The 24,111-nt window shown below is 64.8% G+C and carries 23 protein-coding genes; 22 read left to right on the top strand and 1 reads right to left on the bottom strand.

What is annotated here, in order from left to right:
* Window positions 1-499 precede the first annotated feature (499 nt).
* The 4 genes from QE494_RS13920 to QE494_RS13905 all read left to right on the top strand — a co-directional run bounded on the left by QE494_RS13920 (window position 500) and on the right by QE494_RS13905 (window position 4,878).
* Window positions 500-1,720, top strand: a complete 1,221-nt coding sequence (locus QE494_RS13920; protein ID WP_300044149.1) for a CaiB/BaiF CoA-transferase family protein — start codon at window positions 500-502, stop codon at window positions 1,718-1,720.
* A 257-nt stretch (window positions 1,721-1,977) separates the two neighbouring features.
* Window positions 1,978-2,958 carry a tripartite tricarboxylate transporter substrate binding protein gene (locus QE494_RS13915; protein WP_300044148.1) on the top strand — a complete coding sequence of 327 codons (981 nt, stop codon included), beginning with the start codon at window positions 1,978-1,980 and terminating at the stop codon, window positions 2,956-2,958.
* A gap of 14 nt (window positions 2,959-2,972) precedes the next feature.
* Complete coding sequence (locus QE494_RS13910) at window positions 2,973-4,103, top strand: nitronate monooxygenase (RefSeq protein ID WP_300044147.1); 1,131 nt, start codon at window positions 2,973-2,975, stop codon at window positions 4,101-4,103.
* A 10-nt stretch (window positions 4,104-4,113) separates the two neighbouring features.
* Window positions 4,114-4,878, top strand: a complete 765-nt coding sequence (locus QE494_RS13905; protein WP_300044145.1) for a crotonase/enoyl-CoA hydratase family protein — start codon at window positions 4,114-4,116, stop codon at window positions 4,876-4,878.
* A 7-nt stretch (window positions 4,879-4,885) separates the two neighbouring features.
* Here QE494_RS13905 and QE494_RS13900 read toward each other — a convergent pair whose 3' ends face one another.
* Entirely contained in the window at window positions 4,886-5,641 is a 756-nt protein-coding gene (locus QE494_RS13900; RefSeq protein WP_300044143.1) for a hypothetical protein, read from the bottom strand.
* Between the two features lie 152 nt (window positions 5,642-5,793).
* Between QE494_RS13900 and QE494_RS13895 the strand changes: the two genes are divergently transcribed.
* From QE494_RS13895 to QE494_RS13810, 18 genes are all read left to right on the top strand, one after another.
* Window positions 5,794-6,867: an LLM class flavin-dependent oxidoreductase gene (locus QE494_RS13895; RefSeq protein ID WP_300044142.1), complete on the top strand. Its 1,074-nt coding sequence runs from the start codon at window positions 5,794-5,796 to the stop codon at window positions 6,865-6,867.
* Between the two features lie 3 nt (window positions 6,868-6,870).
* Complete coding sequence (locus QE494_RS13890; protein ID WP_300044141.1) at window positions 6,871-7,428, top strand: flavin reductase family protein; 558 nt, start codon at window positions 6,871-6,873, stop codon at window positions 7,426-7,428.
* A 34-nt stretch (window positions 7,429-7,462) separates the two neighbouring features.
* Complete coding sequence (locus QE494_RS13885; RefSeq protein WP_300044140.1) at window positions 7,463-8,359, top strand: LysR family transcriptional regulator; 897 nt, start codon at window positions 7,463-7,465, stop codon at window positions 8,357-8,359.
* A gap of 224 nt (window positions 8,360-8,583) precedes the next feature.
* Window positions 8,584-10,179, top strand: coding sequence for an AMP-binding protein (locus QE494_RS13880; RefSeq protein WP_300044139.1), 1,596 nt, complete (start codon window positions 8,584-8,586; stop codon window positions 10,177-10,179).
* Complete coding sequence (locus QE494_RS13875; RefSeq protein ID WP_300044138.1) at window positions 10,179-11,090, top strand: cyclase family protein; 912 nt, start codon at window positions 10,179-10,181, stop codon at window positions 11,088-11,090. Before QE494_RS13880 ends, QE494_RS13875 begins: the two co-directional genes overlap by 1 nt.
* Window positions 11,091-11,144: 54 nt before the next feature.
* Window positions 11,145-12,302 (top strand): acyl-CoA dehydrogenase family protein, encoded by a 1,158-nt coding sequence (locus tag QE494_RS13870; protein ID WP_300044136.1) that lies wholly within the window; start codon window positions 11,145-11,147, stop codon window positions 12,300-12,302.
* Window positions 12,303-12,373: 71 nt separating this feature from the next.
* Window positions 12,374-13,363 carry a tripartite tricarboxylate transporter substrate binding protein gene (locus QE494_RS13865; protein WP_300044135.1) on the top strand — a complete coding sequence of 330 codons (990 nt, stop codon included), beginning with the start codon at window positions 12,374-12,376 and terminating at the stop codon, window positions 13,361-13,363.
* Between the two features lie 5 nt (window positions 13,364-13,368).
* A complete protein-coding gene (locus QE494_RS13860; RefSeq protein WP_300044133.1) occupies window positions 13,369-14,757 on the top strand; it encodes an NAD(P)/FAD-dependent oxidoreductase in 1,389 nt (462 codons plus the stop codon).
* Window position 14,758: 1 nt separating this feature from the next.
* Window positions 14,759-15,916 carry a thiolase family protein gene (locus QE494_RS13855; protein WP_300044131.1) on the top strand — a complete coding sequence of 386 codons (1,158 nt, stop codon included), beginning with the start codon at window positions 14,759-14,761 and terminating at the stop codon, window positions 15,914-15,916.
* 3 nt (window positions 15,917-15,919) lie between these two features.
* Window positions 15,920-16,345: a Zn-ribbon domain-containing OB-fold protein gene (locus tag QE494_RS13850; RefSeq protein ID WP_300044130.1), complete on the top strand. Its 426-nt coding sequence runs from the start codon at window positions 15,920-15,922 to the stop codon at window positions 16,343-16,345.
* A gap of 47 nt (window positions 16,346-16,392) precedes the next feature.
* On the top strand, window positions 16,393-18,075 hold the full coding sequence (locus tag QE494_RS13845) for a thiamine pyrophosphate-binding protein (protein ID WP_300044129.1): 1,683 nt from the start codon (window positions 16,393-16,395) through the stop codon (window positions 18,073-18,075).
* A 52-nt stretch (window positions 18,076-18,127) separates the two neighbouring features.
* Complete coding sequence (locus QE494_RS13840; RefSeq protein ID WP_300044127.1) at window positions 18,128-19,114, top strand: tripartite tricarboxylate transporter substrate binding protein; 987 nt, start codon at window positions 18,128-18,130, stop codon at window positions 19,112-19,114.
* Window positions 19,111-20,172: a hydroxyacid dehydrogenase gene (locus tag QE494_RS13835; protein WP_300044125.1), complete on the top strand. Its 1,062-nt coding sequence runs from the start codon at window positions 19,111-19,113 to the stop codon at window positions 20,170-20,172. The genes QE494_RS13840 and QE494_RS13835 overlap by 4 nt, the downstream gene beginning before the upstream one ends.
* 3 nt (window positions 20,173-20,175) lie before the next feature.
* A complete protein-coding gene (locus tag QE494_RS13830; protein ID WP_300044124.1) occupies window positions 20,176-21,228 on the top strand; it encodes a phosphotransferase family protein in 1,053 nt (350 codons plus the stop codon).
* Window positions 21,229-21,262: 34 nt separating this feature from the next.
* The gene (locus QE494_RS13825) at window positions 21,263-21,718 is read left to right on the top strand and encodes a hypothetical protein (protein ID WP_300044123.1); all 456 of its coding nucleotides are present in this window, start codon (window positions 21,263-21,265) and stop codon (window positions 21,716-21,718) included.
* 9 nt (window positions 21,719-21,727) lie between these two features.
* Entirely contained in the window at window positions 21,728-22,228 is a 501-nt protein-coding gene (locus QE494_RS13820; protein ID WP_300044121.1) for a hypothetical protein, read from the top strand.
* Window positions 22,229-22,252: 24 nt separating this feature from the next.
* Complete coding sequence (locus QE494_RS13815; protein ID WP_300044119.1) at window positions 22,253-22,870, top strand: hypothetical protein; 618 nt, start codon at window positions 22,253-22,255, stop codon at window positions 22,868-22,870.
* The gene (locus QE494_RS13810; RefSeq protein ID WP_300044117.1) at window positions 22,870-24,081 is read left to right on the top strand and encodes an acetyl-CoA hydrolase/transferase family protein; all 1,212 of its coding nucleotides are present in this window, start codon (window positions 22,870-22,872) and stop codon (window positions 24,079-24,081) included. Before QE494_RS13815 ends, QE494_RS13810 begins: the two co-directional genes overlap by 1 nt.
* Window positions 24,082-24,111 lie beyond the last annotated feature (30 nt).

Here is a 24,111-nt window from a genome sequence, read left to right as displayed (position 1 = left end):
TCGAAAATAGATTCGATTAACTGAAATTACTCGACTTCCTACCAGCCGTCAACCCTGGCATAGACCCCTAGCAAAAGCCGCTTGCGGGTACCACCGGTCATCGCTAAACTTTTCCAAAAACAGGATTAGTTTTCGAGATTTAGAAATTATTGCACCGATTTCAATGACCACCCCCGAGAGCGAGACCATTCCTCGCCTGCGACAAAAGCAGGCGCGCCGCTGCGGTGAGCGCGGGGCGCCTATGGGCTCCTGTGGGCGCCCGGGCAGGCTGGACCCCTGCTCCCGCGCGGTCAAGGTGATTGACTGCCAGGCCCGGATCTGCATCCACCGAAGCCGCAACACCGTACAGACCCTGATCACCCCTGGAAAGGTGCAACAGGCTGGCCTAGACGCACGGACACCACTACTGTGCCAGCTCGATTCAGTGAGGAGCGCCACCCAACGCGAACACCGCCAGCCGCCTACCGAGTCCGACCGACGTTTTTGAAGTTCCACAGAAATGAGTCCAGAACCAACCAAACGAGGCCCCCTAGCCGGGATCCGCGTGCTCGAAATTGCGTCGATGATCTTCGGCCCAATGGCAGGCCAGTACCTCGGAGATCTGGGCGCGGACGTGATCAAGCTGGAGCCACCTGAAGGCGACCTCACCCGCGCGATCGGTCCGCGTCGCTCGTCGCGGATGGGGTCATTCTTTCTTTCCAGCAATCGCAGCAAGCGCAGCATCGTCGTCGACCTGAAGTCCGCTGGCGGGCAAGAAGTGCTGCGCCGCCTCCTGCGCGGAACAGACATCCTGTTGCACTCGCTGCGCACGCCAGCCGCGACCAAGTTGGGGCTCGACTACGAGACGCTGTCACGGAACGACCCGCGCCTGATCTACTGCCATGTCACCGGCTACAGCGATGAAGGCGACTACGCAGGCCGGCCAGCCTATGACGACATTGGACAGGCGGCCTCCGGTTTGGCGCAACTTCAATCCGTCATCGCGGGTCAGCCTCGTTTCATGCCAACCATCATCGCCGACAAAGTGGGCGGGATGCATGCCGTGATCGGCATCTTGGCGGCGGTGGCACATCGGGAGCGCACAGGAGAGGGGCAGGACATACAGGTTCCGATGTTCGAAAGCCTGGTCGCCTTCAACATGCTTGAGCATCAATGGGGTTACTGCTTTGAGCCGCCGCTTGGCCCGATGGGCTACCAGCCAGTCAGCACCGCGTCGCGCCGCCCCTACAAGACCAGGGATGGTTACCTCGCCCTGCTGCCCTATTCCGATGCGAACTGGCGCCAGTTTTTTGAACTTGCCGGCGAGCCGCACATCATGGAGGACCCGCGATTTGCAACTTTTGCGGCGCGCCAAAAGCATTTTCGTGAGGTCTGGGACGAAGTGGAGCGGCAGGCCGCACGCAAGACCAACGCTGAATGGCTCACGCTGCTTTCGAATGCGGATGTACCCTTTTCCGTCGTGAATAATCTCGAGGACCTCACCGAAGACCCCCACTTGGCCAGCGTGGATTTCTGGCATATGGCGGAACACCCCTCGGAAGGCATGCTGCGCTTCCCCGCCAGCCCTGTGCAGATGAAGGGCTCGCCGATGCAGATGACGCGAATGCAACCGCGGCTGGGTGAGCACACCGAGGAGGTCCTGCGAGAGTGTGGCTACGACGAGGCGGACATTGCGCAGCTCACCGCCGAACGCGGCGCCTGCCGGCCTGAGGAACCGTGACCTCCCGCCGATCGTCTCAGCAGCCGAGGGGGCTCTGTTTCCTCTCAAATCCAAGTTTTTGCCCAGGTACTCCGATTGGCTCGTCTGGGTCTCGGATGGGCGACCGATTGAAGTCATGTACGCACGGCCAATGCGGCAGTGCCCGTGGTTCAGAAAACCTAATTGGTGGCCAACATGAAAAATGATTGGACACCAGTCGGTAACGCCCGCAAGCTGGCTTTTGCGCCATGTTTTATCAAGAAGGCCTAGGAGACAACATGAATCAACCCACCCTGTTCAGCCGCCGTCGCATGCTCGCCGCATCCGGAACTGCGGCACTGGCGACGACCCTGCCAGCCCTGGCTCAGAATGAGCAGCCCTTGCGGATTTACGTGGGTTTTCCACCTGGGGGGTCGGGCGACCTTTTCGCGCGCATCCTTGCCGACGGCATGCGCGACGAACTCAACCGGGCAGTCGTCGTAGAAAACAAACCTGGCGCGGGCGGTATGACCGTGGCCATCGGCTTTATGCGCGCACCCAAGGATGGAAACCACCTCATGCTGGCCACGGGGTCCACGGCAGTGGCGGCACCGGTCTCACGCGCAAAGTCACCTTATTCGCCGATCGATGACTTTCAATGGCTGTCGCTGTTGTCGAACGCACCTTTCGTGATTGCCGCGAACCCGGCCGTACCAGTGACCAATATGAAAGAGTTGGTGGAGTATGCGAAAAGCCGCCCAGGGAAGCTCTCATATGGCCACGCGGGACTGGGCACGACCGTTCACCTTGCCGGCGAACTGCTGAAGGATCAGGCGGGCATCAACATCCTGGATGTCCCCTATGCTGGAAGCGGGCCGGCGATTACCGACACCATCTCGGGCAATGTGCAATTCATCATCGAGACAACAGGTACATTGGCACCACATGCCAAATCGGGCCGGCTGCGCATCATCAGCTGTATGGCCGAGGCCCGTGAAAAAATCGCCCCGGAGGTACCCACCTGCCGAGAAGCAGGCCTGGATGTGGTGGCAGGCACCTACAACCTTCTGGCGGTTCCGAGTGGAACGCCCCCTGAACTCGCCGACCGCTTGGCGCGCGCGGCGATGCGCACGATGGAAAAACCAGGTGTGCAAGAAAAGCTGGTTGGCCTGGGCATCACGCCAGTGCTCGGATCCACCCCGACGCAAGCGCGTGCGTTCATGGCAGCGGAGATCGGCCGCTGGAGTGCGGTGACAAAGAAGCTAGGCATCGCTCTCTGAGAACCGGACACCCCATGCGCACTCCAATCTGCGGCCGGCTTGGCTGCGATTTGCCAATATTTGCCTTCTCACATTGCCGCGATGTTGTCGTTGAAGTGACCCGCGCCGGCGGCTTCGGCGTACTGGGAGCGTCCACCGTCTCGCCCGAGCAACTCGAGGCCGAGCTGCGGTGGATTGATGCTCACACCGATGGCAAACCCTATGGTGTGGATGTGATCATTCCCGTCCGATACGATGAAGAAGCCGAAAAGAGCTTGGACGATTTGGAGAAACTCATTCCACGGAGCCACCGCGACTTCATGGAGAGCATTCTCAGTAGCAAAGGCGTTGCGCCGCTGCCTCCCGACGAGCATGAACGCGTCCAGCGTGAAATTGTGGCGGGTCGCGGTGGCATGACGCCAGACGGTGCCCGTCGTCTGCTGAAGGTTGCTTTGGCGCATCCGCAAGTCAAACTGGTTGTCAGTGCGTTAGGCCCCCCACCAAGCGACGTAGTCGAGGAACTTCGCGCCCGCAACATCATGATTGGCGCCCTGTGCGGAAAGGCCGACCATGTGGGGCGACATATCGAGGCGGGCGTTGAGTTGATCGTGGCGCAGGGAACCGAGGCCGGAGGCCACACGGGCGAAATCGCAACCATGGTGCTGGTGCCTCAAGTTGTGCGTGCCTGCGGCGATCGAGTCGCCGTACTGGCGGCGGGCGGCATAGCGACAGGTGAGCAAATCCTTGCGGCGCAGGCCCTAGGCGCCCAGGGGGTATGGTGCGGAACAGTCTGGCTTGGCACGCGGGAGAGCGAGCTTGACGAATTTGAGAAGCAAGCCATGTTCGCGGCCCGCGCCGAAGACACCGCCAGGCGCAAGGCACGGACCGGAAAGACGGTCCGCATGCTCAAAAGCGAACTTTCTGAGGCTTGGGAGCGCCCTGGCGCGCCAGACTATTTGCCAACACCGCTCCAAGGCATCCTCTACAACGAGGCCCATGCTCGCGTGGTCCGGTCCAAACGCAAGGATCTGTACTCCTTCCCGGCAGGGCAGGTGATTGGCATGATCAGCGAAGAGAGTTCCGTGCGCGACGTCATGTACCGTTTGCAGCTGGAATACGCCAACGCCGCAGAGCGTCTTGCCAACGTCGCGTCGCCCAGCGATTGAAGGAGAAGTCATGACCCCGGAAGTGATGGTCGAACATGAAGACGGTATCGTGATCGTGACCATCAACCGCCCCGACCAACGCAACGCCGTCAACAGGGCAGTCTCGTATGGCGTGTGCGAGGCGATGGACGAATTGGATCGAAACCCTGAGCTGCGCGTAGGCATCCTCACGGGGGCGGGTGGAAATTTTTGCACCGGGATGGACCTCAAGGCCTTCCTGCGAGGCGAGAACACGCGCGTAGACGGCCGCGGCATTCTCGGCATGGCCCTGACCCCTCCGAAGAAGCCTGTGATCGCGGCGGTGGAGGGCTATTGCCTGGCTGGCGGCTTCGAGGCCTCGCTGACATGCGACTTGTTGGTCGCCTCGCGCGACGCCAAGTTCGGCCTTCCCGAGGCCAAACGCGGCTTGGCCGCAGCAGCAGGCGGCCTGATACGGCTGCCCAGGCTCCTTCCGCAACGCATCGCGATGGAACTGGCGCTCACCGGGGACATGATGTCTGCAGAACGCCTGTACCAGTGCGGTTTGATCAACGCGTTGACTGAACCAGGGCAAGCGCTGAACGAAGCGAAGGCACTGGCGCGTCGCATCGTGGCGAATGCGCCAATGAGCCTTGCAGCCAGCAAGCGAGTGATTGTGGAGCAGCGCGATTGGTCACTCGATGAAATTTGGGCCTGCCAGGAACCGATCACACGTCCCGTGCTGGATTCGAGCGATGCCAAGGAAGGCGCACGCGCCTTCGCCGAGAAGCGAGCGCCCAGGTGGCAAGGCGAATAGGAAACGGTCAGGTCGGGAGCGGATACAGGGCTGCTTGCGGAAACTGGAGCACCAGCATCTCCGCGCCACGGCTTCCGGACGCTATCGGAAGCACTTCGCTCGCGCCAACGTAAATCACAGCCGGACCTTCCAGCAGGTCATTTTGGATGTGCAAGCTACCCCTAGTGAGGACATAAAAGCGACCGGCATCAATCCGCGCGTCGTCGCGTTCTTCACAGGGAGCCCCGGCTGGCAATCGGACGAGCCAAGCGGCCAGACCCGTATCGTCGGGGGCGATGAGCACTTCTTGCACCGGATGCCGGAGCAGCGCGAGATTTTCGGGAGGATCCGCTGCAGGACTCGCATGGAGCTGTTGTTTCGGAATCCGTACTGCCAAATGTTCACGTGCATCAGGCAGGTACCAGGCACCGGTATCGCCAACCAACCGCAGCGTGAGGTAATCGAGACCCTCGCTACCCGCCACCAGCGGCCCGTAGCCGGAGTGAGGGGACGCGTAATGCACCGCCAACGGCTCGACAGCATGCCTGCCCAGCGAGCCACTGCCACGCAGAACGACCTGGAACTGATGGTGCAAGTGGAAGTGCGTCTGCAATTCCCAGCCCGGCGGCTGCTCCACCAGAAAAACCTGGGGCGAAGGCCTCCCGTCGAGTGGGCTGCGTTCCAAGCCGCTTCCGATCACATCGGTCACCCACCCCTCGAACTGGGGCTTAGCGACCGCTCGTCGACGATGCTGCGCGCCAGCAAAGGATTGGATGATGGTCATTCTGAGACAGTATCACGCCGGTCCTTCGCCATGGATTTGCAAATCTGAACCTTCGGCATCCAAATATGTGTCTGGTTAACCGCCTACCGCGTCCCTAGACTCCACCTCTTGGATTAACACCTAACCTAGACACTCACGTCCACGGAGAAGCAATGCGACTTGGTTTCTTCACGATGCCCATGCATCCCATCGGCAAGGATTGGCAGCAGTCCCTGCGAGAAGACCGCGATGCCTTCATGCTGGCCGACGAACTTGGTTTCACGGAGGGGTATTGCGGCGAGCACACCACCGACCCTGAAGAGAACATCACGTCATGCGCCATGTTCATTGCCAGCCTGGCGCACGTCACCCAGCGTATCCGTTTGGGTACCGGTACCTTGAACATGCCAAACCACCACCCGGCCGCTACAGCCAGCGCAATGGCGATGCTCGATCACATGTTGGGTGGACGTTTCATTCTGGGCATCAGCCCAGGCGCGCTGCCCTCGGATGCAGAGATTTTTGGCAACATCGACGGGCCCCGCCCCGCCATGTTTCTCGAGGCGATCAATCAGGTGTTGCAGTTGTGGGCCAGCGAGCCGCCTTACAACATCAAGGGCCAGTTCTGGAATCTCTCCACGGAGCGCACTCACATTCCCGAGACTGGGATGGGGACAATACCGCGCCCCTTGCAACGTCCGCATCCGCCCGTGGTCGTGACCGCTGTCACCCCGTTTTCGCAGGGCATCAGCGAAGCCGCTGCGCGGGGATGGGACCCGATATCGGCGAATTTTTTGCTGCCCAAATGGGTGAATAGCCATTGGGTCAAGTACGTCGAAGGTTGCGAGCGCGTTGGCCGCACGCCAGAGCTGGCGAACTGGCGTGTCGCCAAAACCATATTTGTGGCTGCCGATGACCGCACTGCGCAAGCCTACGCAATGGGCACGGATGGCCCTTACTACTACTACTACCGCTCGCTTTTTTCCAAGCTCAAGCGCCGAGGCGCATTGGGTGTGTTCAAAGAGCATATCGATCAATCAGACGACGAGATCACACTCGATAAGGTCATGGAGAAGTTGGTCATTCACGGCTCTCCGGCAAGAGTGGCCGACCAGCTTGCCATGCTCCGCGCGGAAACTGGCGAATTCGGCACCTTGCTGTACGCCGGCGTCGACTGGAAAGATCCTCAGCTTGCGCGCGAATCCATGCGTCTGATGGCTGAACAAGTCGCCCCGAATATTCGCTAAAGAGTGGAACTGAAAACCGTCACGCTGGACGCTGGTTTCGACACGCGCCAACTGCGTCACGCGCTGGGCCGTTTTCCCACGGGCGTCACGGTGATCACCACACGTGCGCCCGATGGCAAGCGCGAAGGACTCACCGCCAATTCGTTTTCTGCGCTGTCGCTGGATCCGCCGCTGGTGCTTTGGAGTATCGGGCGAAAGTCAGCATCGCTGCCCGCTTTCCTGGCTTCAGGCCACTTTGCCATCCATGTGCTGCCAGCTGATAAGTGGAATCTGTCGCACCATTTCGCAACCCCCAATCGCGACAAGTTCGATGGGCTGGAGTTTCAAGACGGGCTGTGTGATTCACCCTTACTTCCAGGGGTGCTGGCACGCTTCGAGTGCGAAACTCACGCGACATCCGACGGTGGTGACCATGTCCTGTTCATTGGCCGCGTCCGCAGAGTGAGCTTCGGTGACGGCCAGCCGCTGATCTTCAACGCGGGGCACTACTGCACACCGACAACCTTCGTGATAGACACCGCTGCGGTCGACCAGGAAAGGCTGTGGGGCGGGCTGGGCTAACTGCATAATTAGTGGCCAAAATGCCTCCCAGGCCATGCCGCGCATCACTTTAGTCAATCTCGAAACGCTTTGCTGCATCGCCAAGTTAGGCACTTTTGCCGCAGCGGCCGAGAAGTTGCATGCCTCGCAGCCCGCCATTTCTGCACGCATCCGCGACCTGGAATCGGCCTTGGGGGTCGAGTTGTTTCGTCGACAAGGTCGTCGCATGGAGCTCACGCTCCAAGGCCGCGAACTGATAGAGATGGTGGAACCGCTGCTCCAGCGGATCCACGGCGTCGTTGATTCCATCGACAAACAGGCGGTGATCACCGGAACTCTTCGCATCGGCGTCGGTGAGTTTGCCGCACTCAGCTGGTTTGCCACCTTCATGGCGCGGTTGCACGAGCGCATGCCTCAAGTCACCTGGCATGTGGATGTAGACCTCACTGCGGCCATGGCGGACAAGCTCAAGGCCGGAAAACTTGATGTCGCACTTCTCGCGGGCCCGCTGGTCGCGCCGGCTATTCGAACAGCCTCGCTAGGCACCGTCCAGATGATCTGGGTTGGAGCCCCCAGTGTCCTGGATGGTGAAACTCCCTTGGAATCCCCCGTGGACGTGCTGCGGTCACATGCGATTTGGGCACTCACGAGTCCTTCAGCAAGTCACACGATGACTCAATCGTCACTGGCCGAGTTGAACGTTGCACCCGATTCGATCTCGACTTGCAATCACACCAAATCTCTCATTGAGATCGTCGTAGCGGGGGCTGGAGTTGCGCTTCTTCCAGAAGTCTTGGTTCGCGGACACCTGGCAAAGTCTGAACTTGTCCGATTGCTTCCCGATCTGCAGCACCCTGCGCTTGAGTTCGTCATCGCTTGGCACGATGCCGCGGAGCAACCCTTGGTGCGGGGAGTCGTTGACCTGGCGCGGCAAAGTTCGTCTTTCGATTGAAAGTGCCGAACCGCTTAAAAGTGCGCTGTTTGCCCAGCACCCGGTCGACTCAGATCACGCGCCGGCCGACCCGCAGCCCGCGGTAGACGTCGTCACCCAGCTCGCGGGCAAGTTCATAGCGTAGACCCTTAGCGGGAGGTGCTTGCCTGCCCAGCCGCTGGCAGTTAAACTTTTCCAATCGCTGGAATCTATTTCGAGATTTCGAATTTTTAGCTTCCCCCAAGATGCAAAGTCCCGACAGCCAAACCATCCCGCGCCTGCTGCAGGAGCAGACGCGCCGCTTTGGCGAGCGCGAGGCGCTGGTGGACACCCGCCGGCGGCTTACCTACACGCAGCTGCAGGACGAGGTGAACCGGGTGGCGCGCGGCCTATTGGGCCTGGGGCTGTCGCGTGGCGACACGGTCGCCATCCTCATGGGTAACCGTGCCGAGTGGCTGCTGACCTTCCTGGCCATCCAGCAGATCGGCGCGGTATCAGTCGGCGTGAACACCTGGTCCACCCGCCGCGAGCTTGAATACACCTTGGCCCATGCGGAGGTCCGCTGCCTGGTCGCCAACGAGCGGCTACGCCGCCAGGACTTCCGCGCCCTGCTGGCGGACCTGCGACCGGGCTGCGAGCAGCTGCCCACCTTGCAGTACACCGTTTGGGTGGGCGCAGAAGCGCGACGAGAGTCTGCGGCCGGCGAGATGACCTGGGAGGAGCTGCTGGCCCGCGGCCAGGAGGTACCTCAGACCCAGGTGGACGTAGCCGCAGCAGCCACGCAGCCCGACGACGTGGCCCTGCTGCTGTACACGTCCGGCTCCACTGCAGCGCCCAAAGGCATCCTGCTGCAGCACCGCCACTGGGTGAGCAACTCTTTCCACATCGGCGAGCGCCAGCATGTGACGCACGAGGACCGCCTGTGGCTGGCGGTCTCTTTGTTCTGGAGCTTTGGCATCGTCAACGCCGCGCCCAACCTACTGACGCACGGAGGCTGCATCGTGCTGCAGGAAAGCTTCGACGCGGGCGAGGCGCTCGCCCTGATCGAACGCGAGCGCTGCACCCTCGCCTACGGCACGCCCAACATCTTCCAGGCCCTGTGGGAGCACCCGGCGCGCCCCAGCCACGACCTGTCCAGCCTGCGCAGCGGCGCCACCATCGGCACGCCCGAGCAGGTGATGCGGGCGGTGGAACTGGGCGCCACCGAGATCTGCAACATTTACGGCCTGAGCGAGACCTACGGCAATTGCGCAGTGGCCGATGCCCATGACCCACTGGAGGTGCGCCTGCACTCGGTGGGACACCCCCTGCCTGGCGTGGCGCTGCGCATCTGCCACCTCGAATCCGGTGATCCCCTGCCCGCGGGCGAGGTCGGCGAGATCCGCGTGCGCGGTCCGGTGCTGCGCGAGTACTTCAAGAACCCGCAGGCGACCGCCGAGGCGTTTGACGCCGACGGCTTCTTCCGTACCGGCGACCTGGGCCAGTTCGATGACGAGGGGCGCCTCTATTACAAGGGTCGCATCAAGGAAATGGTCAAGAGCGGCGGCATCAACATCGCCCCCGCCGAGATCGAGGAAGTTCTGATGCGCCACCCGGCGGTACGCACCGCCTATGTCATTGGCGTGCCGCACCCGACGCTGGACGAGGCCCTGGTAGCCATCGTCATCCCCGAACCGAGCACAACGCCCACTGCCGAGACGCTCAAGGCCTTCTGTGCGAGCGAGATGGCCAGCTACAAGGTACCGGGGCGCTTCCACTTCACCACCGACGCGCAACTGCCTCTGACCACCACCGGCAAGGTGCAGAAAGCCAGGCTGAACACCCTGCTGCCACCGACCTGATGGCCGATTCCATGAGCGACGACACCTTCCACAACGACAGGCCCAACGCCTGGGGGCGCTGGGGCCCCGAGGATGAAGCCGGCGCGATGAACCACATCGGCCCCGAGCAGGTGAAGCGCGCCGCCGGCCTGGTGCGAACCGGCGAGGTCGTGCGGCTGGCGCAGCTGCTGTCCCACCGCACCCCAGTGCCACGCCATCGCGCAAGCCTACAGCATTTCATGGGCCGTGACGGCGGCGACTATGCCGCCGGCGCCAAGCGTCCCGGCGGCTTTCAGTTCGCCGAGGACACGGTGGTCATGCCGCTCCACATCGGCACCCATATCGACGCTCTGTGCCACGCCTGGTGCGACAGCCGCCTGTTCAACAATTACCGCGAAGACAGCCTGCGCAGCACCAGCGGCGCGACGCGGCTCGGGGTGGAGAAGATGCCGCCAGCCGTGACGCGCGGCGTGCTGCTCGACGTCGTAGCCCACCGCGGTCGGCCACTCGAAGCCGGAGAAGTGATTTCGCGCGCAGACCTCGAAGCCTGCCTGTGCGCTTCCGGGCTGCAGCTGGAGCCGGGTGACGCCGTGCTGCTGCACACCGGCTGGCTGGCGACCCAGGGAGGTGTGGCCGATGTCGACTTCAATACCGAGCCCGGCATCGACCATGCCGCCGGCCTGTGGCTGGCGCAGCAAGACGTAGCCCTGATCGGTGCCGACAACTATGCGGTGGAGGTCTTGCCATTCGCCCCGGGCACGGTGTTTCCGGTGCACCAGTGCGTGATCCGTGACTTCGGCATCCCGCTGCTGGAAGGCCTGCAGCTCGAACCGCTGGTGCGCACCGGGCGGCATGAGTTTTTGTTCGTGGCGGCGGCGCTGCCCATCGTCGGCGCGACCGGCAGCCCACTCACGCCGCTCGCAATCCTTTGATTGACCCAATGACCGCCTTAAAGCCGCAGGCGGCGCCTGCATAGGCAAGAACCCATGATCCCACGCACACTCTTTAGCCCCGACCACGACACCTTTCGCGGTACTGTCCGCCGCTTCATCGAGGAACATGTCACCCCCTTCCACGCCGACTGGGAAAAGGCCGGACAGGTACCCCGCGAGCTTTGGCTGAAGGCGGGCGAGCTTGGCCTGCTGTGCGTCAATGCTCCCGAGGAATACGGTGGCATGGGCGCCGACTTTCTGTACAGCGCGATTTTGGTCGAGGAGATGGCGCGGGCCGGCGCCACCGGGCCGACCTTCTACCTGCACTCGGACATCGTCGCGCCCTACTTGGTCGACTTTGGTAATGAGGAACAGAAGCGCAAGTGGCTGCCCCGGATGGCCCGCGGCGAGGTCGTCGTCGCGCTCGGCATGAGCGAGCCCTCCGGCGGCAGCGATGTGCAGAACATCCGCACCCAGGCGATCCGCGATGGTGACGAGTACGTGATCAATGGCCAAAAGGTCTTCACCACCAACGGCCACACCGCAGACTTGGTCCTGCTGGCTTGCAAAACCGACCCCAAGCAAAAAGCCAAGGGCGTGAGCCTGATCCTGGTCGAGACCGACCGGCCCGGCTTCACCCGTGGCCGCAAGCTGGAGAAGATCGGCTGCAAGGCGCAGGACACCTCCGAGCTTTTCTTCTCCGACTTGCGCGTGCCGGTGTCCAACCTCCTCGGCACCGAGGGCGGCGGCTTTGGCATTCTGATGACGCAACTCGCGGGCGAGCGCCTGATCCAGGCGATCCGTGCGGTGTCGGCGGCCGAGGCGGCGCTGGAATGGACGCGGACCTATGTAGCCGATCGCAAGATGTTTGGCCAGACGCTTGCTGACTTCCAAAACACCCGTTTCACCCTGGCATCGCTGCATGCGCAGGTGCTGGCCCAGCGGGTCTTTGTCGACCGCTGCATCGACCTGCACGCCCGGGGCACGCTTGACGCGGTGGACGCCGCCTCCTGCAAGCTGGTGACCACCGACCTGCAGTTCAAGGTCATGGACGAATGCCTGCAGCTGTTTGGCGGCTGGGGCTACATGTGGGAGTACCCGATCGCCCGGGCCTTTGCCGACGCACGCATGTGCCGTATCGGCGGCGGCACCGCCGAAGTGATGAAGCAGATCATCGCTAACTCACTCCTGCCGAAGCCCCCGAAGGCCTAGGCCGCTACGCACTCGAAACCCACGCCACTTTTCCCCCACTTCACCGTTAACAACCACAAAGGAGACACGTCATGACACTGACCCTGCGCAAACTTCTGAAGGCGACCGCCTTCGCCGCCTGCTGCGTTGCCATCGGCGCCCAGGCCCAGGCCCCGGCGAATTGGCCAGGCTCGTCCAACATCAAGGTCATCGTTCCGTTCACCGCGGGCGGAGCCTCCGATGTACTGACCCGTATGCTCGCCGAGCGCTTGCAGGGCAAGCTGGGCGGCAACTGGGTGGTTGAGAACCGGACAGGCGCCGGCGGCAACATCGGCATGGAGGCGGTAAAGGCTGCTGCACCCGATGGCACCACCATCTCCTCCGCAACTATCGGCACGCTGTCAATCAACCAATTCCTGTTTGCCAAGCTCAATTACGACCCGGCAAAGGATTTTGAGTACGTCTCCAAGATATGGGAGAACTGCAACGCGCTGGTCGTAGCGCCGAAAAACCCGGCCCGTAACGTCGCCGAGTTCCTCGACTGGGCTCGCAAGCAGCCCAAGGGGGTGAACTACGGCTCGGCCGGCATAGGCACCACGCCCCACCTCGCGGGCGAATTGTTCCGCGCGGTGACCGGCATCCAGGCCGTCCATGTTCCGTTCCGCGGCGCGGCCCAATCCATGCCCGCGCTGATGGCTGGCGACACCGACTTCGCCATCGACAACATCGCCAGCTACACGCCTTTGATCAAGGCTGGGAGGGTCAAGGCCTTGGCAGTCACCTGCCCCGAGCGCTGGCCCACCATGCCTGAGGTACCAACCATGGCCGAGGCTGGGGTAAAGGACTTCATCATCACCTCCTGGGGCGCCTTCGTGCTGCCCAAGGGCACCCCGGCGGCGATCACCAACGCGATGTCGGCGGCCATCGCCGACTTGGCCAAAGACCCGACGCTGCGTGAAAAATACCTGGAGACCGGCGCCATTCTCAAGCCGACCACGCCCCGAGAAACAGCGGAGTTCGCAGAGCGCGAGCGCGTGAAGTGGAAGGAAGTCGTGCGCATCTCCGGCGCCAAGATGGAGTAAGGCTGATGACCACGCAGGCTGCTTCACCCGTCGTGCACACGGCCCCTAGCGGTACGCGCCGCGTGGCCGTGATCGGCGCAGGTGCCGCCGGCCTGTGCGCCGCGCGCCACTTGCTGGCGCGTGGAGTGGCGGTGGTGGTTTACGAGCTGGGCAGCCAGGTCGGTGGTCTGTGGGTCTACAACAACGACAGCGGCCTGTCTCCCGCCTATGCCTCGCTGCACCTCAACTCCGAGGCGCGGGTCACTGCCTACCAGGACTTTCCCTTCCCCGAGGGTGGCCCGCTGTATCCCGACCACCGCCAGGTCCACCAGTACCTGGCGTCCTATGCGGACACCTTCGGCGTCACACCCCACATCCGTTTCCGCTCCCGCGTGGCGGATATCTCGCCGCAGGCGGCGGGGCGCTGGCGCGTGACACTGGCCGATGGCGCCAGCGACGACTTCGACGCCGTGGTGGTGGGCACCGGCCACCAGGGCTCGCCCGCCCACCCCGACTGGCGAGCCGATTTCCAAGGCGAATATCTGCATGCGCACAGCTACCGGGTACCCGAGCCATTCCGTGACAAGCGGGTGCTAGTGGTGGGCGTTGGCAACAGCGCGGTGGACATCGCCGCAGACATCTGCGTGGTCGCGCAGTCCACGTTCATCTCAGCGCGCTCGCCAGTGCTGATGATGCCGCGCATGCTGTTTGGCGTACCCACCTCACGCGTGCTGGCCCGTCTGGAAAAGTCCTGGATGCCCTGGCCCCTGCGCCGCACCATTCGCGAAACGCTGACCCGCATCGTGCATGGCCGGATGGAGCAGTGGGGCTTCGTCACTCCCAAGAGCCGCACCCACCCGACCAGCCACCCGAGCCTGATGTCGCACTTCGTGTGGGACCGGATCAAGGCCAAGCCGGGCATCGATTCGGTACAGGGCAAGGAGGTCCGCTTTGTCGACGGCAGCCGAGAGACCTTCGACACCGTGATCGCCGCCACCGGCTACCACGTTGACCTGCCCTTCCTCGCGCCGGCTCTGCGCCCGCTCGATGGACACCGGCTCGATCTTTTTCTGCGTGTCATTCACCCCAAATGCCCCAGCCTGTACTTCGTCGGCATGTTTAACGTGGCCGGCGGCGGCAATATCCGCATGATGGACGACCAGGCGCAATGGGTGACCGAGCTGGTGACCGGCGCCATGGCGCCGCCCGACGAGGCGACGATCCGCGCCGCCATGGCGGCGGAGCAGGCCTTCCTGCGCAAGCACTACCCCGCCGCCCCGCGCTATGCGCTGGAGCTGGACCCCGTGTTCTACCGGGGCCAACTGGCGCGCGAACATCAGAGGGCAAGGCAGCGGCGGCCAGCCCTGGCGACGGTCATGTCGGCACCCCTGCCCTCTTCCAAACAAGGAAACTGAAGTGACCCTGCGTGACAAGGCCTGCGTCACCGGCATCGGCGAAACCGCCTATGTGCGTGGCTCGAAAAAGACTGCCCTCGAGTTGCAAATGGAGGCGTCGCTGAAGGCAATCCGCGATGCCGGAGTCGACCCCCGGCAGATCGACGGCGTGATCCCCATCGGCATCGTCAGCGGCACCGCCGAAGACTTCATCGACAACTTTGGCATCACCGACCTGCGCTTTTCCGCGCTGGTCCCACATGGCGGCGCCAGCCCGACGATGGCCTTGCAAGCCGCCGCAGCCGCCGTCGCGACCGGCGTCTGTAACCATGTGCTGATCGCCTTCGGGCGAAACGTCACCGGGGCAGCGACGACCAAAGCCGGCGCGCGCATCCACACGATGCCGCAGTTCCACTATGTGACCGAGTTCGAGTACCCCCTGGGCAACGTCGCCCCGGCGCAAATCTACGCACCCATGGCGCGACGTCACATGGAGTTGTACGGCACCAAAGTCGAACACTTCGGCGAGGTGGCTGTGGCCCACCGGCAGCATGCGCTGCTGAACGATAACGCGGTGATGAAAAAGCCCATCACCCTCGAGGACCATGCCAGCTCGCGCATGATCGCCGACCCCTTCCGCCTGCTCGATTGCAGCCTCGAGAGCGATGGCGGCGCTGCCTGCATCGTCAGCTCGGCGGAACGCGCGGCCGACCTCCGGCACCGGCGCGTCTTCATCTCCGGTGTGGCCGAGGGGCATCCGGACCAACCCGGCTCCATCACCCAACGCCCAGACATGACCAGCCTGGGCATAGCCAAGGCTGCCCAGCGTGCTTTCCAGATGGCGGGCGTGACCCATGCCGACATTGATGTGGCCGAGATCTACGACTGCTTTACCTACGCCGTGATCCGCCAGCTGGAGGACATGGGCTTTTGCAAGAAGGGCGAAGGCGGCCCCTTCGTCGAAGGCGGTCGGCTGCGCCTCGGCGGGGCACTGCCCACCAACACCCACGGCGGGCTGCTATCGCAGGGCCATGTATGGGGCCTCAACCACATCGTCGAGCTGGTTCGCCAGCTGCGCGGCGATGCCGGCAGGGCCCAGGTTCAAGACGCGGAAGTCGGGCTCGTGACGGGCTACGGCGACCTCGGCGACGGTGCCATCGCCATCATGCGCAAGGGTTAAACCATGAGCCAAGTCTCCCTCTCGAACACCTCAGGCGCACCCGCGAGGCCCTCCCCCGTCGGCAGCCCGCTCACCGCCCCCTACTGGGAAGCCGCCGCCCGCGGCCAGTTGCTGCTGCAGCAATGTGCCGACTGCGGGAAGGTACGCCACTACCCCCGCCTGCTGTGCGACGGCTGCTTCAGCGACCAAACGCGGTGGATGCCGGCCAGCGGCCGCGGCCGTGTCCACAGCTGGACGCACTGCCACCACGCTTTCCACCCCGCCTTCGCGCCCGAGCTGCCCTACACGTTGGTGACGATTGACCTTGAGGAAGGCGTGCGTGCGCTGGGCCGGTGGCGCGGCGGTGGACTGGCCATCGGCGACGCCGTAGAGGGGCATTTCGAGCAGCGGGCCGAGGGCCCCGAGTTGTATTTCACACCGGCGGCGTAGCCGCCCGCGGACCGACCAGGCGCCACGGCCCAAGATAGCCAATGACCATGCAGGAAGTAACGAACCGCCCGGTTTATGAATGGATCGCGCATGACCTCCAGGCCGCCGGCGTGGAGGCGGTGTTCGGCCTCATGAGTGATGACACCGCCGCGCTGGTGGCCACGATCGATTCGCTCGGGCTCAGCTTCCACGGCGCACGGCACGAGGCCAGCGCTGTCGCGATGGCCGAGGGCTATGCGAGCGCCTCTGGCCGCTTGGGCATCGCCATCGTCGGCCGTGGACCGGCGACGGCCAACGCGCTCAATGGCGCGCTGTATGCAGAGCGCAGCGGCGCCCGTGTGCTGCTGATCGTCGGCGCGACGCCCACTGCACGCCCAGCCCCCAACGGCTTAGGGCCGGACGGCAAGCGCTTCGACGCCGACGCCGTGTTCAAGGCTGCCGGCCTGCGCACCTTCACGGTCACCCACGCCGGCTCGGCGCGGGTGACGCTAGCCGCCGCCTTGGCGTCTGCGCAGGAGGGCCTGACCGTGCTGCAGCTGCCCACCGACGTGCAGCGGGCCTGCCCACCAGTCGTCGAGCCGCCCCCGGCGCCGCGCCGCCCGGCGCCGCGCCAGCGCCCGACACCTGGCGCGCTGCAGGCGGCCGCGGCGCTGCTTGCCGCCAGCCGCAAGCCCCTGATCATCTGCGGCCTGGGCGCGCACGAGGCCGGCGCGCGGGAGGCGGTCGAACGCCTGGCCGAGCGCGTGGGCGCCGTGGTCGCGACCACCCTCAAGGCCAAGGACATGTTCCGAGGCTACGCCTTCAACGGCGGCCTCATCGGCTCGTTCTCGCATGCCGGCGGACGGCGCCTGTTTGACCAGGCCGACTGCGTCATCGCGCTCGGAGCAGGCCTGAACCAACGCACCACCAGCTTCGGCCACGCCCTGCCAGCCAAAGCGCCGGTGATTCAAGTTGATCGCGACCGTAGCCACATCGGCCGCTGGTGGACGGCGGATGTGGCGATGGTGGCTGATGTGGTGCCTGCACTCGAGGACCTGCTGGCCGCCCTCACCGAGCGCGCACCGGCCGACAAGCCCCTGCACACCGAAGCTAACCGAGAGGCCCTGGCCCACTTTGACATGGCCAGCGAATTTCAGCCTGCACACACGGCCCGTACGGTCGACCCACGCGTGCTGACGATGGAACTCGACACGCTGCTGCCGGCCCAGCGCAATGCGGTCTACGACGCCGGCAACTTCTACCAGGTGGTGCCCTATTTCGGGGTGCCTGGGCCGTCGCACTTCAAGTCGACCATCGACAACTCCTCGGTCGGCATGGGTATCGGGACCGCGCTGGGCTTTGCCTGTGCTCGGCGGGATGAGACCACTGTGCTGTTCATCGGCGACGGCGGCCTGCTGATGACGCTGGGCGAGCTCGAGACCGGCGCCCGCGAGGACCTGCCCCTGGTGGTGGTGGTGATGAACGACTGCGCTTACGGCGCCGAGATGCACTTCCTCAAGGAGCGCAGCATGCCAGTGGCCAAGTCGCAATTTCTGGACATCGACTTCGCACCGGTGGCCGCCGCCTTCGGCTACCAGTCCTTCACGATCCGCAATCTGAAAGACCTACGCGCGATCGGCGACACCCTGCGCAACCCCCAGGGCCCCGTGTTTCTAGATTGCAAGATCAACGGCGCCATCGCGGCACCCTTCGTGCTCGAAGCCCTCGAGCAGGAGCGGCGGCACGCCTGACAACCGAGTTTGACGAGTCTCCCATCGCCCCCCTTAAACGGAAAGGATCTCCATGAAGCTCGCCACCGCCGCCCGCCTGGGCAGCACCCTGCTGTCGCTGCTCCTGCTCGCCCTGCCTCAGGCTCAGGCGCAGTCGGGGAACTGGCCCGACAAGCCGGTCAAGATCATCAATCCCTTTCCCGCTGGCGGGGCGTCGGACACGCTGGCGCGCATCATGGCCGACGAATTGCAAAAGCGCCTGGGCCAGAACTTCGTCGTGGAAAACCGTACCGGCGCCGGCGGCAATATCGGCATGGAGTCCGGCGCCAAGTCGGCGCCGGATGGCAGTACGCTGATGTCGGCCACCATCGGCACATTGTCGATCAACCAGTTTCTGTACCCGCGCCTGGGCTATGACCCCGAGTCCCTTGGTTATGTGTCCACTTTCTGGGCCAACTGCAACGTGGTGATGGTGCCGGCGCAGTACAACCCGTCCAAGACCCTCACTGAATTCATCGCTTGGGCCAAGGCCCGGCCACAGGGCATCAGCTACGGCTCATCTGGCGTGGGCACCACGCCTCACCTCGCGGGCGAGCTGTTCCAGCAGCGCACGGGCGTCCGCTCCACCCATATCCCCACCCGTGGCGGCCCGCAGACGGTGTCGCTGCTGTTGGCGGGCAACATCGACGTGGCGATCGACAACATGGCCAGCTACGCGGCCTTCCTGGCCAACGGCCAGGTACGCGGCCTGGCGGTGACCTGCCCCGAGCGCTGGCCGACCCTGCCAGACGTACCGACGATGGCAGAAGCCGGCATGCCCGATTTCGTCATGACTTCCTGGGGCGCGATCGTGGCACCGCCGGGCACCCCGCAAGCGGTGCTGGACAAGCTCTCGCGGACCATGGCCGATGTGGCCGCCAACCCGGCGCTACAAAAACGCTTCCTCGAAGTCGGCGCGCGCCTGACCACTTCGACACCACAAGAGACCGCGGCCTTCGCCGCCCGCGAACGCAGGCGCTGGGGTGACCTGGTCCGCACCACCGGGATGAAGGCTGAATGATGCGCGTGCTGCGCCTGGACACGCCGCTCGACGCCCACACCTTCGACTCCCGGGTGGGCGCAGCGGCAGGCGTGGCATTGCAGGTTCACCCGGTGCATGGCGACGAGGCTCGGACCTGGGCGGCCTTTCACGAAGCTCACGTCTATCACATCGCTTCCGCCCGCGACGATTTGCCGGCGCACTGGCTGGCAGGACAGGCGCTGCTCGAACGTAGCCCGCAGCTGTTGGCAGTATCCGCGTACGGTGCCGGCTACGACACGGTGGACGTGGCGGCCTGCACCGCCGCCGGCGTCTGCGTGATGAACCAGGCCGGCAGTAACGCTGCGGCCGTCGCCGAGCACACCATCGGCCTGCTGCTGGGACTGTCCAAGCGAATTGCCGAATCCGACCGACGCCTGCGCCGCGGCGAGCGCTTCACCCGGCAACAGGCCATGGGCAGCGACCTCCAGGGCGCGGTACTGGGCCTGGTCGGTATCGGCCATGCAGGGACGCGTGTGGCTGCCTTGGGACGGGCGCTCGGCATGAGGGTGCTGGCCACCGACCCCTACCTAAGCCCCGAAGAGATCACGCATCGCGGTGCCCAATCCGTGACCCTCCAGCAGTTGCTGCAAGACGCAAATGTGATCTCGCTGCACTGCCCGTTGACGCCGGAGACGGAAGGACTGCTCGGTCGCTCGGCCTTCGCCGCGATGAAGCCGGGCGCGCTGTTCATCACCACCGCGCGTGGCGGTATCCACGACGAGGTGGCCTTGTACGACGCGCTGGTCAGCGGCCACCTGGCTGGCGCGGGCCTAGACGTCTGGGCGGTAGAACCGCCGCCGGCCGACCATCCGCTTTTGCGCCTGGACCAGGTCCTGGCCACCACCCATACAGCGGGCGTCTCCGCTGGCGCGCGCCGCCAGATGGCGGCCATGTCTGCCGACCAGATCCTGGCCTTCGCCCGCGGCGAGCGACCCGCCCGACTGGTCAACCCGCAGGTGTGGCCGGCCTTTATCGCGCGCTACGAGCGCGTCATGGGCCAGCCCTTCGCCGGGGCTGGCGCCCTCCACGGAAATTGATGCATGACTGAAGCCGTCGCCATGGCCCGCACCACCCCTGCCACCGCCGTCACCGAAGACCCTGCCACCGGTGTCACCCGCGGCTTGACGGGCCTGATCCGCCAGTCCATTCCGTCCGCGCGGGACATTGCGGTGGAGGGATTGGTGCGCAGAGCCGGCGGACTCTCGCGCGAGAACTGGTCACTGGACGTCACCTGGACCGATGACGCCGGCACGCACAGCCATCGAATGATGCTGATGCGCGACGCGGCCGGTACCCTGCTGCACACCGAGCGCACGCGGGAGTTTGCGGTGCTCGAAGCGCTGGCAGGCACCGCGGTCCCTGCGCCCCGGGTGTTTTGGATTGACGAGGACGGGCGCTGGTTGGGCGCGCCGACGGTGGTGATGGAGCGCATGCCCGGGCAGTGCGACTACATGATCCTCAACGGCTCGCAGCCGCTCGAATCCCGTATGACGCTGGCCCGAGCGTTCATTGGGTTAATGGCGAGTATCCATGCCGTCGATTGGGAGGCACATGGCCTAGATCAGCGCTTGGGCCTGCCCGCAGGACGCCCCTCCCTGGCCGCGCTGGCGCACTGGGAAGGCGAATACCGGAAGGCCCAGCTCGAGCCGCACCCCGAGCTCGACTACGTTTTGGCCTGGCTGCGGCGCCTCGCGCCGCAGGCGGAGTCGATCGTCTTGGTACACGGCGACTTCAAGCCCGGCAACGCCCTCGTCGAGGATGGCCACATCACGGCCAAGCTGGATTGGGAAACGGCGCAAATAGGCGACCCGCTCGACGACCTGGGCTGGGTCACCAACCCGGTGCGCAGGCGTGAGCACCAAATCCCAGGACACTGGGAGCGCCAGCAGATCGTAGAGGCCTATCGCGAGTTGACAGGACACAGCGTCCGCGAGGCCGACCTCCTGTGGTGGAACGTGTTTTCGTGCTGGAAGCTGGCAGTGATCCAGTTGACTGCCGTCGCCGAGTTTGTGGACGGCCGCTACAACCGCGTGTTCCAGACACCGTCGTGGCTGTACCGCCCGATGTTCCAGATGATGGAGGCCGCATCGTGAGCGTTTCGCGAGTAACTGCGCAAAGCAAGACCCCATGAAACCCAGCGTCGAAGACCAGCTGCTTGGCACCTGTCGCATCCTCGAGACCTTGGTGGCGCCCTGCGTCGCCGACCCGTTTGCGCGCACCATGCTCGACGGGCTGGTGGCCAACCTGCGCATGCTCACCGGCGCCCTGCCTGCGTTGCCAGGTTTCATTCGCGAGGACAACCATGCGACTGCGCGGCTGCTGGCGGCGCTGCAGCCTTCGCTGGCCAGCGGCCTTGCCGACCGTGTGGCGGCCTGCCTGGCGGAGGCCGAGCCCGACCCGGTCGACAACGCCGCTCTGGACGAAACCAACGGGCGCCTGCGCGAACTGCTCGCCGAGGCGGTCTGCAGCGAGGGCCTCGCGCCCGAACAGCATCGTGCCATCGTGCAGCACATGACCGAGCGAGCCTCGCGCGTGCCGATGCGCTATGTGCCGACCGCGCCCAGCACCCCCTCTTCGCATTAAACACAGCCCATGCTCACACCTCTCGACGACACCCTTTGGCACCAGCTGCCCACCACATTCGACCATGTCTGGACCAGTGACCCGCGCTGGTTCGACCGCTACTGGTTCGCCATCTACTCGCCCGACGGCCGCGTGGCCATCCAGGTCACGATGGGCGCCTACCGCAACATGAATGTCCTGGACGGAGGGGCGGTGATGATCGTAGGCGGCAAGCAGTACAACGTACGCGTGTCGCGCTCGCTCAATGGCAGCGTCGAGACCGTGTGCGGTCCGCTGCGCGTGCAGCCGGTGGAGCCGCTCAAGTCCTTCCAGATCGACATCGCACCGGGCGAGCACCCGCTGCACGGGCAACTGCGCTGGGACTGCGTGGAGCCGGCCCATGAGGAGCACCCGCACTACAGCCGCCTGCAAAGTCGCACCGTCGAGGACTACCGCCGCTTCGACCAGATCGGGGTTGCCAGCGGCTGGCTGGAGGCCGGCGGCCAGCGCATCGAGATCGACCGCTGGTGAGCCTGCCGAGACCACTCCTGGGGCGTGCGCCGCGGAATGGGCGTGCCCGAGCCAGTGACCGGCCCCAAGGTGACGCTCGCCGAAAAGGGGCATGTCATGTCCTTCCTGTTCTTCTCCACCGACACCCACAGCGGCTCGCTGCTGTTCTCGGGACGCGGCGACGATACGCCCTACACCACCGGTGTCGTCACCGACCGTCGCACGCAGGCCTCAATGCACGCCACCCGAATCGCGCTGAGCGTGCAATTGCATGAAGGTACACGCCGCTTCCGGCAGGCGCAGGTCGATGTGAGCTTCGAGGGCGGCCAGTCCATGCGCATTGGTGTGCTGGCGCGAGGCGCCTCCATCGCCATGCAGGGCCTGGGCTACAGCGGCGGCTACGACGACGGCAAGGGGCTGGGCGTGTGGCGCGGGGAGAACCACCTGGAGTCAGACGTCTGGGATGTGTCGCACCCCTCCAAGGTCGTGCTCCCCGACAGCACGCACAAAGAGCACTGGCACCGTATCCAGCCGGTGGCCCTGTCTGCCGACCTCGACGGCCACGCCAGCGAGGGCACGGGCAGCATGACGCTTACGATCGCAGGCAAGCTGCCGCAGCACCTGCAGATGCAGGCGGCCTCCGGATCGCCCGCCGCCACCTGATGCCTCCGCTCCCGCTGGCGCAATGCCTGCGCACCGGCGACCGAATCGTCGTTGGCCAGGCCTGCAGCGAGCCCCTGGGCCTGGTGTCAGAGCTCTTCGCGCTCGCCCCGCAGCTCGATCCGCTGCAGGTGTACTGCGGCCTGTCGTTGAACCCGGCCTGGGCGGGTGACCTGCCCCAGGGCCTGCGGCTCACCACTTACTGCGGCCTGGGCACCTTGGGTAAGGCGGTGGCCCGCGAGCGCGCGCGCGTGGTACCCACTTCGCTGTCCCAGCTGTCGGCCCAGATCGCATCGCGCCAGATGCCGGTCGACGTGGTGCTGCTGCAAGTGTCTCCGCCAGACGCGGACGGCTTCCACAGCCTGGGTTGCACGCTCGACTATGTCTGGGAGGCGGCGCAGGTGGCCCGGCAGGTGATCGTCGAAGTCAATATCAGGGTCCCGAAGACGCGCGGCCGCGGCCGCCTGCACCACAGCCGGGTGGTGGTAGCCCACGAGAGCGACACCCCCTTGCCGGAACCGGCGGCCGAGGCCCCCAGCGAGGCGCAGCGGGCGGTCGCCCGCCGGGTCGCCGGCCTGGTGCCCGACGGCGCGACACTGCAACTGGGCATCGGCGGACTGGCCGCGGCCATTGCCGAGGCACTCCGGGGGCACAAGGGCCTGAAGATCCGCTCGGGCATGGCCGGCGACTGGCTGCTCGACCTCGCCGACAGCGGCGCCCTCGACACCACGAGGCCAGACACCTGCCTGGCCTCGCTGGCTGTGGGCAGCCAGCGCTTGTACGAGTCTCTGTCTGTCGACGGTCTGCTGGGCTTTGCCACGCCGGCGGAACTGGTGGTCCCCGTCCCGGGATCACCCCGGATGGCCATCAATTCAGCGATAGAGGCCGACTTGGCCGGGCAGTTGAACGCCGAGCTCCTGGGCGATCGCTACGTGGGCACGGTGGGTGGCCAGACGGACTATTTCCGCGCCGCACGGGCCAGCGCCGGCGGCCTGGCGATCGCGGCGCTGGTCTCCGTCACGGGAAAGGGAACGAGCCGAATTGTGCCGCGCTGCGGACATGTCACCTCGACAGCAACCGACGTCGACCTGATCGTCACGGAGCATGGGGTGGCGGACCTGCGTGGCACCACCCTCCAGGAGCGTGGCGCGCTCATCGCGGATCTGGCGGATCCGCACGGGCGCGAGGCGCTACGGCGCCAGGCAGGCGGGTGAGACGGATGCCGAAACGAACGGGCGGGTAGA

Origin of the sequence: Ramlibacter sp., from assembly GCF_029866045.1 — a bacterium.
GTDB lineage: Bacteria > Pseudomonadota > Gammaproteobacteria > Burkholderiales > Burkholderiaceae_C > Ramlibacter.
Note: the sequence above shows the minus strand (reverse complement) of the source record. Positions and strands in the feature narration are given on the sequence as shown.

Excerpts from the sequence above, each read along its gene's own strand:
- QE494_RS13920 (WP_300044149.1), top strand. The coding sequence starts at position 500 with ATGAGTCCAGAACCAACCAAACGAGGCCCCCTAGCCGGGATCCGCGTG.
- QE494_RS13915 (WP_300044148.1), top strand. The coding sequence starts at position 1,978 with ATGAATCAACCCACCCTGTTCAGCCGCCGTCGCATGCTCGCCGCATCC.
- QE494_RS13910 (WP_300044147.1), top strand. The coding sequence starts at position 2,973 with ATGCGCACTCCAATCTGCGGCCGGCTTGGCTGCGATTTGCCAATATTT.
- QE494_RS13905 (WP_300044145.1), top strand. The coding sequence starts at position 4,114 with ATGACCCCGGAAGTGATGGTCGAACATGAAGACGGTATCGTGATCGTG.
- QE494_RS13900 (WP_300044143.1), bottom strand. The coding sequence starts at position 5,641 with ATGACCATCATCCAATCCTTTGCTGGCGCGCAGCATCGTCGACGAGCG.
- QE494_RS13895 (WP_300044142.1), top strand. The coding sequence starts at position 5,794 with ATGCGACTTGGTTTCTTCACGATGCCCATGCATCCCATCGGCAAGGAT.
- QE494_RS13885 (WP_300044140.1), top strand. The coding sequence starts at position 7,463 with ATGCCGCGCATCACTTTAGTCAATCTCGAAACGCTTTGCTGCATCGCC.
- QE494_RS13880 (WP_300044139.1), top strand. The coding sequence starts at position 8,584 with ATGCAAAGTCCCGACAGCCAAACCATCCCGCGCCTGCTGCAGGAGCAG.
- QE494_RS13875 (WP_300044138.1), top strand. The coding sequence starts at position 10,179 with ATGGCCGATTCCATGAGCGACGACACCTTCCACAACGACAGGCCCAAC.
- QE494_RS13870 (WP_300044136.1), top strand. The coding sequence starts at position 11,145 with ATGATCCCACGCACACTCTTTAGCCCCGACCACGACACCTTTCGCGGT.
- QE494_RS13865 (WP_300044135.1), top strand. The coding sequence starts at position 12,374 with ATGACACTGACCCTGCGCAAACTTCTGAAGGCGACCGCCTTCGCCGCC.
- QE494_RS13860 (WP_300044133.1), top strand. The coding sequence starts at position 13,369 with ATGACCACGCAGGCTGCTTCACCCGTCGTGCACACGGCCCCTAGCGGT.
- QE494_RS13850 (WP_300044130.1), top strand. The coding sequence starts at position 15,920 with ATGAGCCAAGTCTCCCTCTCGAACACCTCAGGCGCACCCGCGAGGCCC.
- QE494_RS13845 (WP_300044129.1), top strand. The coding sequence starts at position 16,393 with ATGCAGGAAGTAACGAACCGCCCGGTTTATGAATGGATCGCGCATGAC.
- QE494_RS13840 (WP_300044127.1), top strand. The coding sequence starts at position 18,128 with ATGAAGCTCGCCACCGCCGCCCGCCTGGGCAGCACCCTGCTGTCGCTG.
- QE494_RS13835 (WP_300044125.1), top strand. The coding sequence starts at position 19,111 with ATGATGCGCGTGCTGCGCCTGGACACGCCGCTCGACGCCCACACCTTC.
- QE494_RS13830 (WP_300044124.1), top strand. The coding sequence starts at position 20,176 with ATGACTGAAGCCGTCGCCATGGCCCGCACCACCCCTGCCACCGCCGTC.
- QE494_RS13825 (WP_300044123.1), top strand. The coding sequence starts at position 21,263 with ATGAAACCCAGCGTCGAAGACCAGCTGCTTGGCACCTGTCGCATCCTC.
- QE494_RS13820 (WP_300044121.1), top strand. The coding sequence starts at position 21,728 with ATGCTCACACCTCTCGACGACACCCTTTGGCACCAGCTGCCCACCACA.
- QE494_RS13810 (WP_300044117.1), top strand. The coding sequence starts at position 22,870 with ATGCCTCCGCTCCCGCTGGCGCAATGCCTGCGCACCGGCGACCGAATC.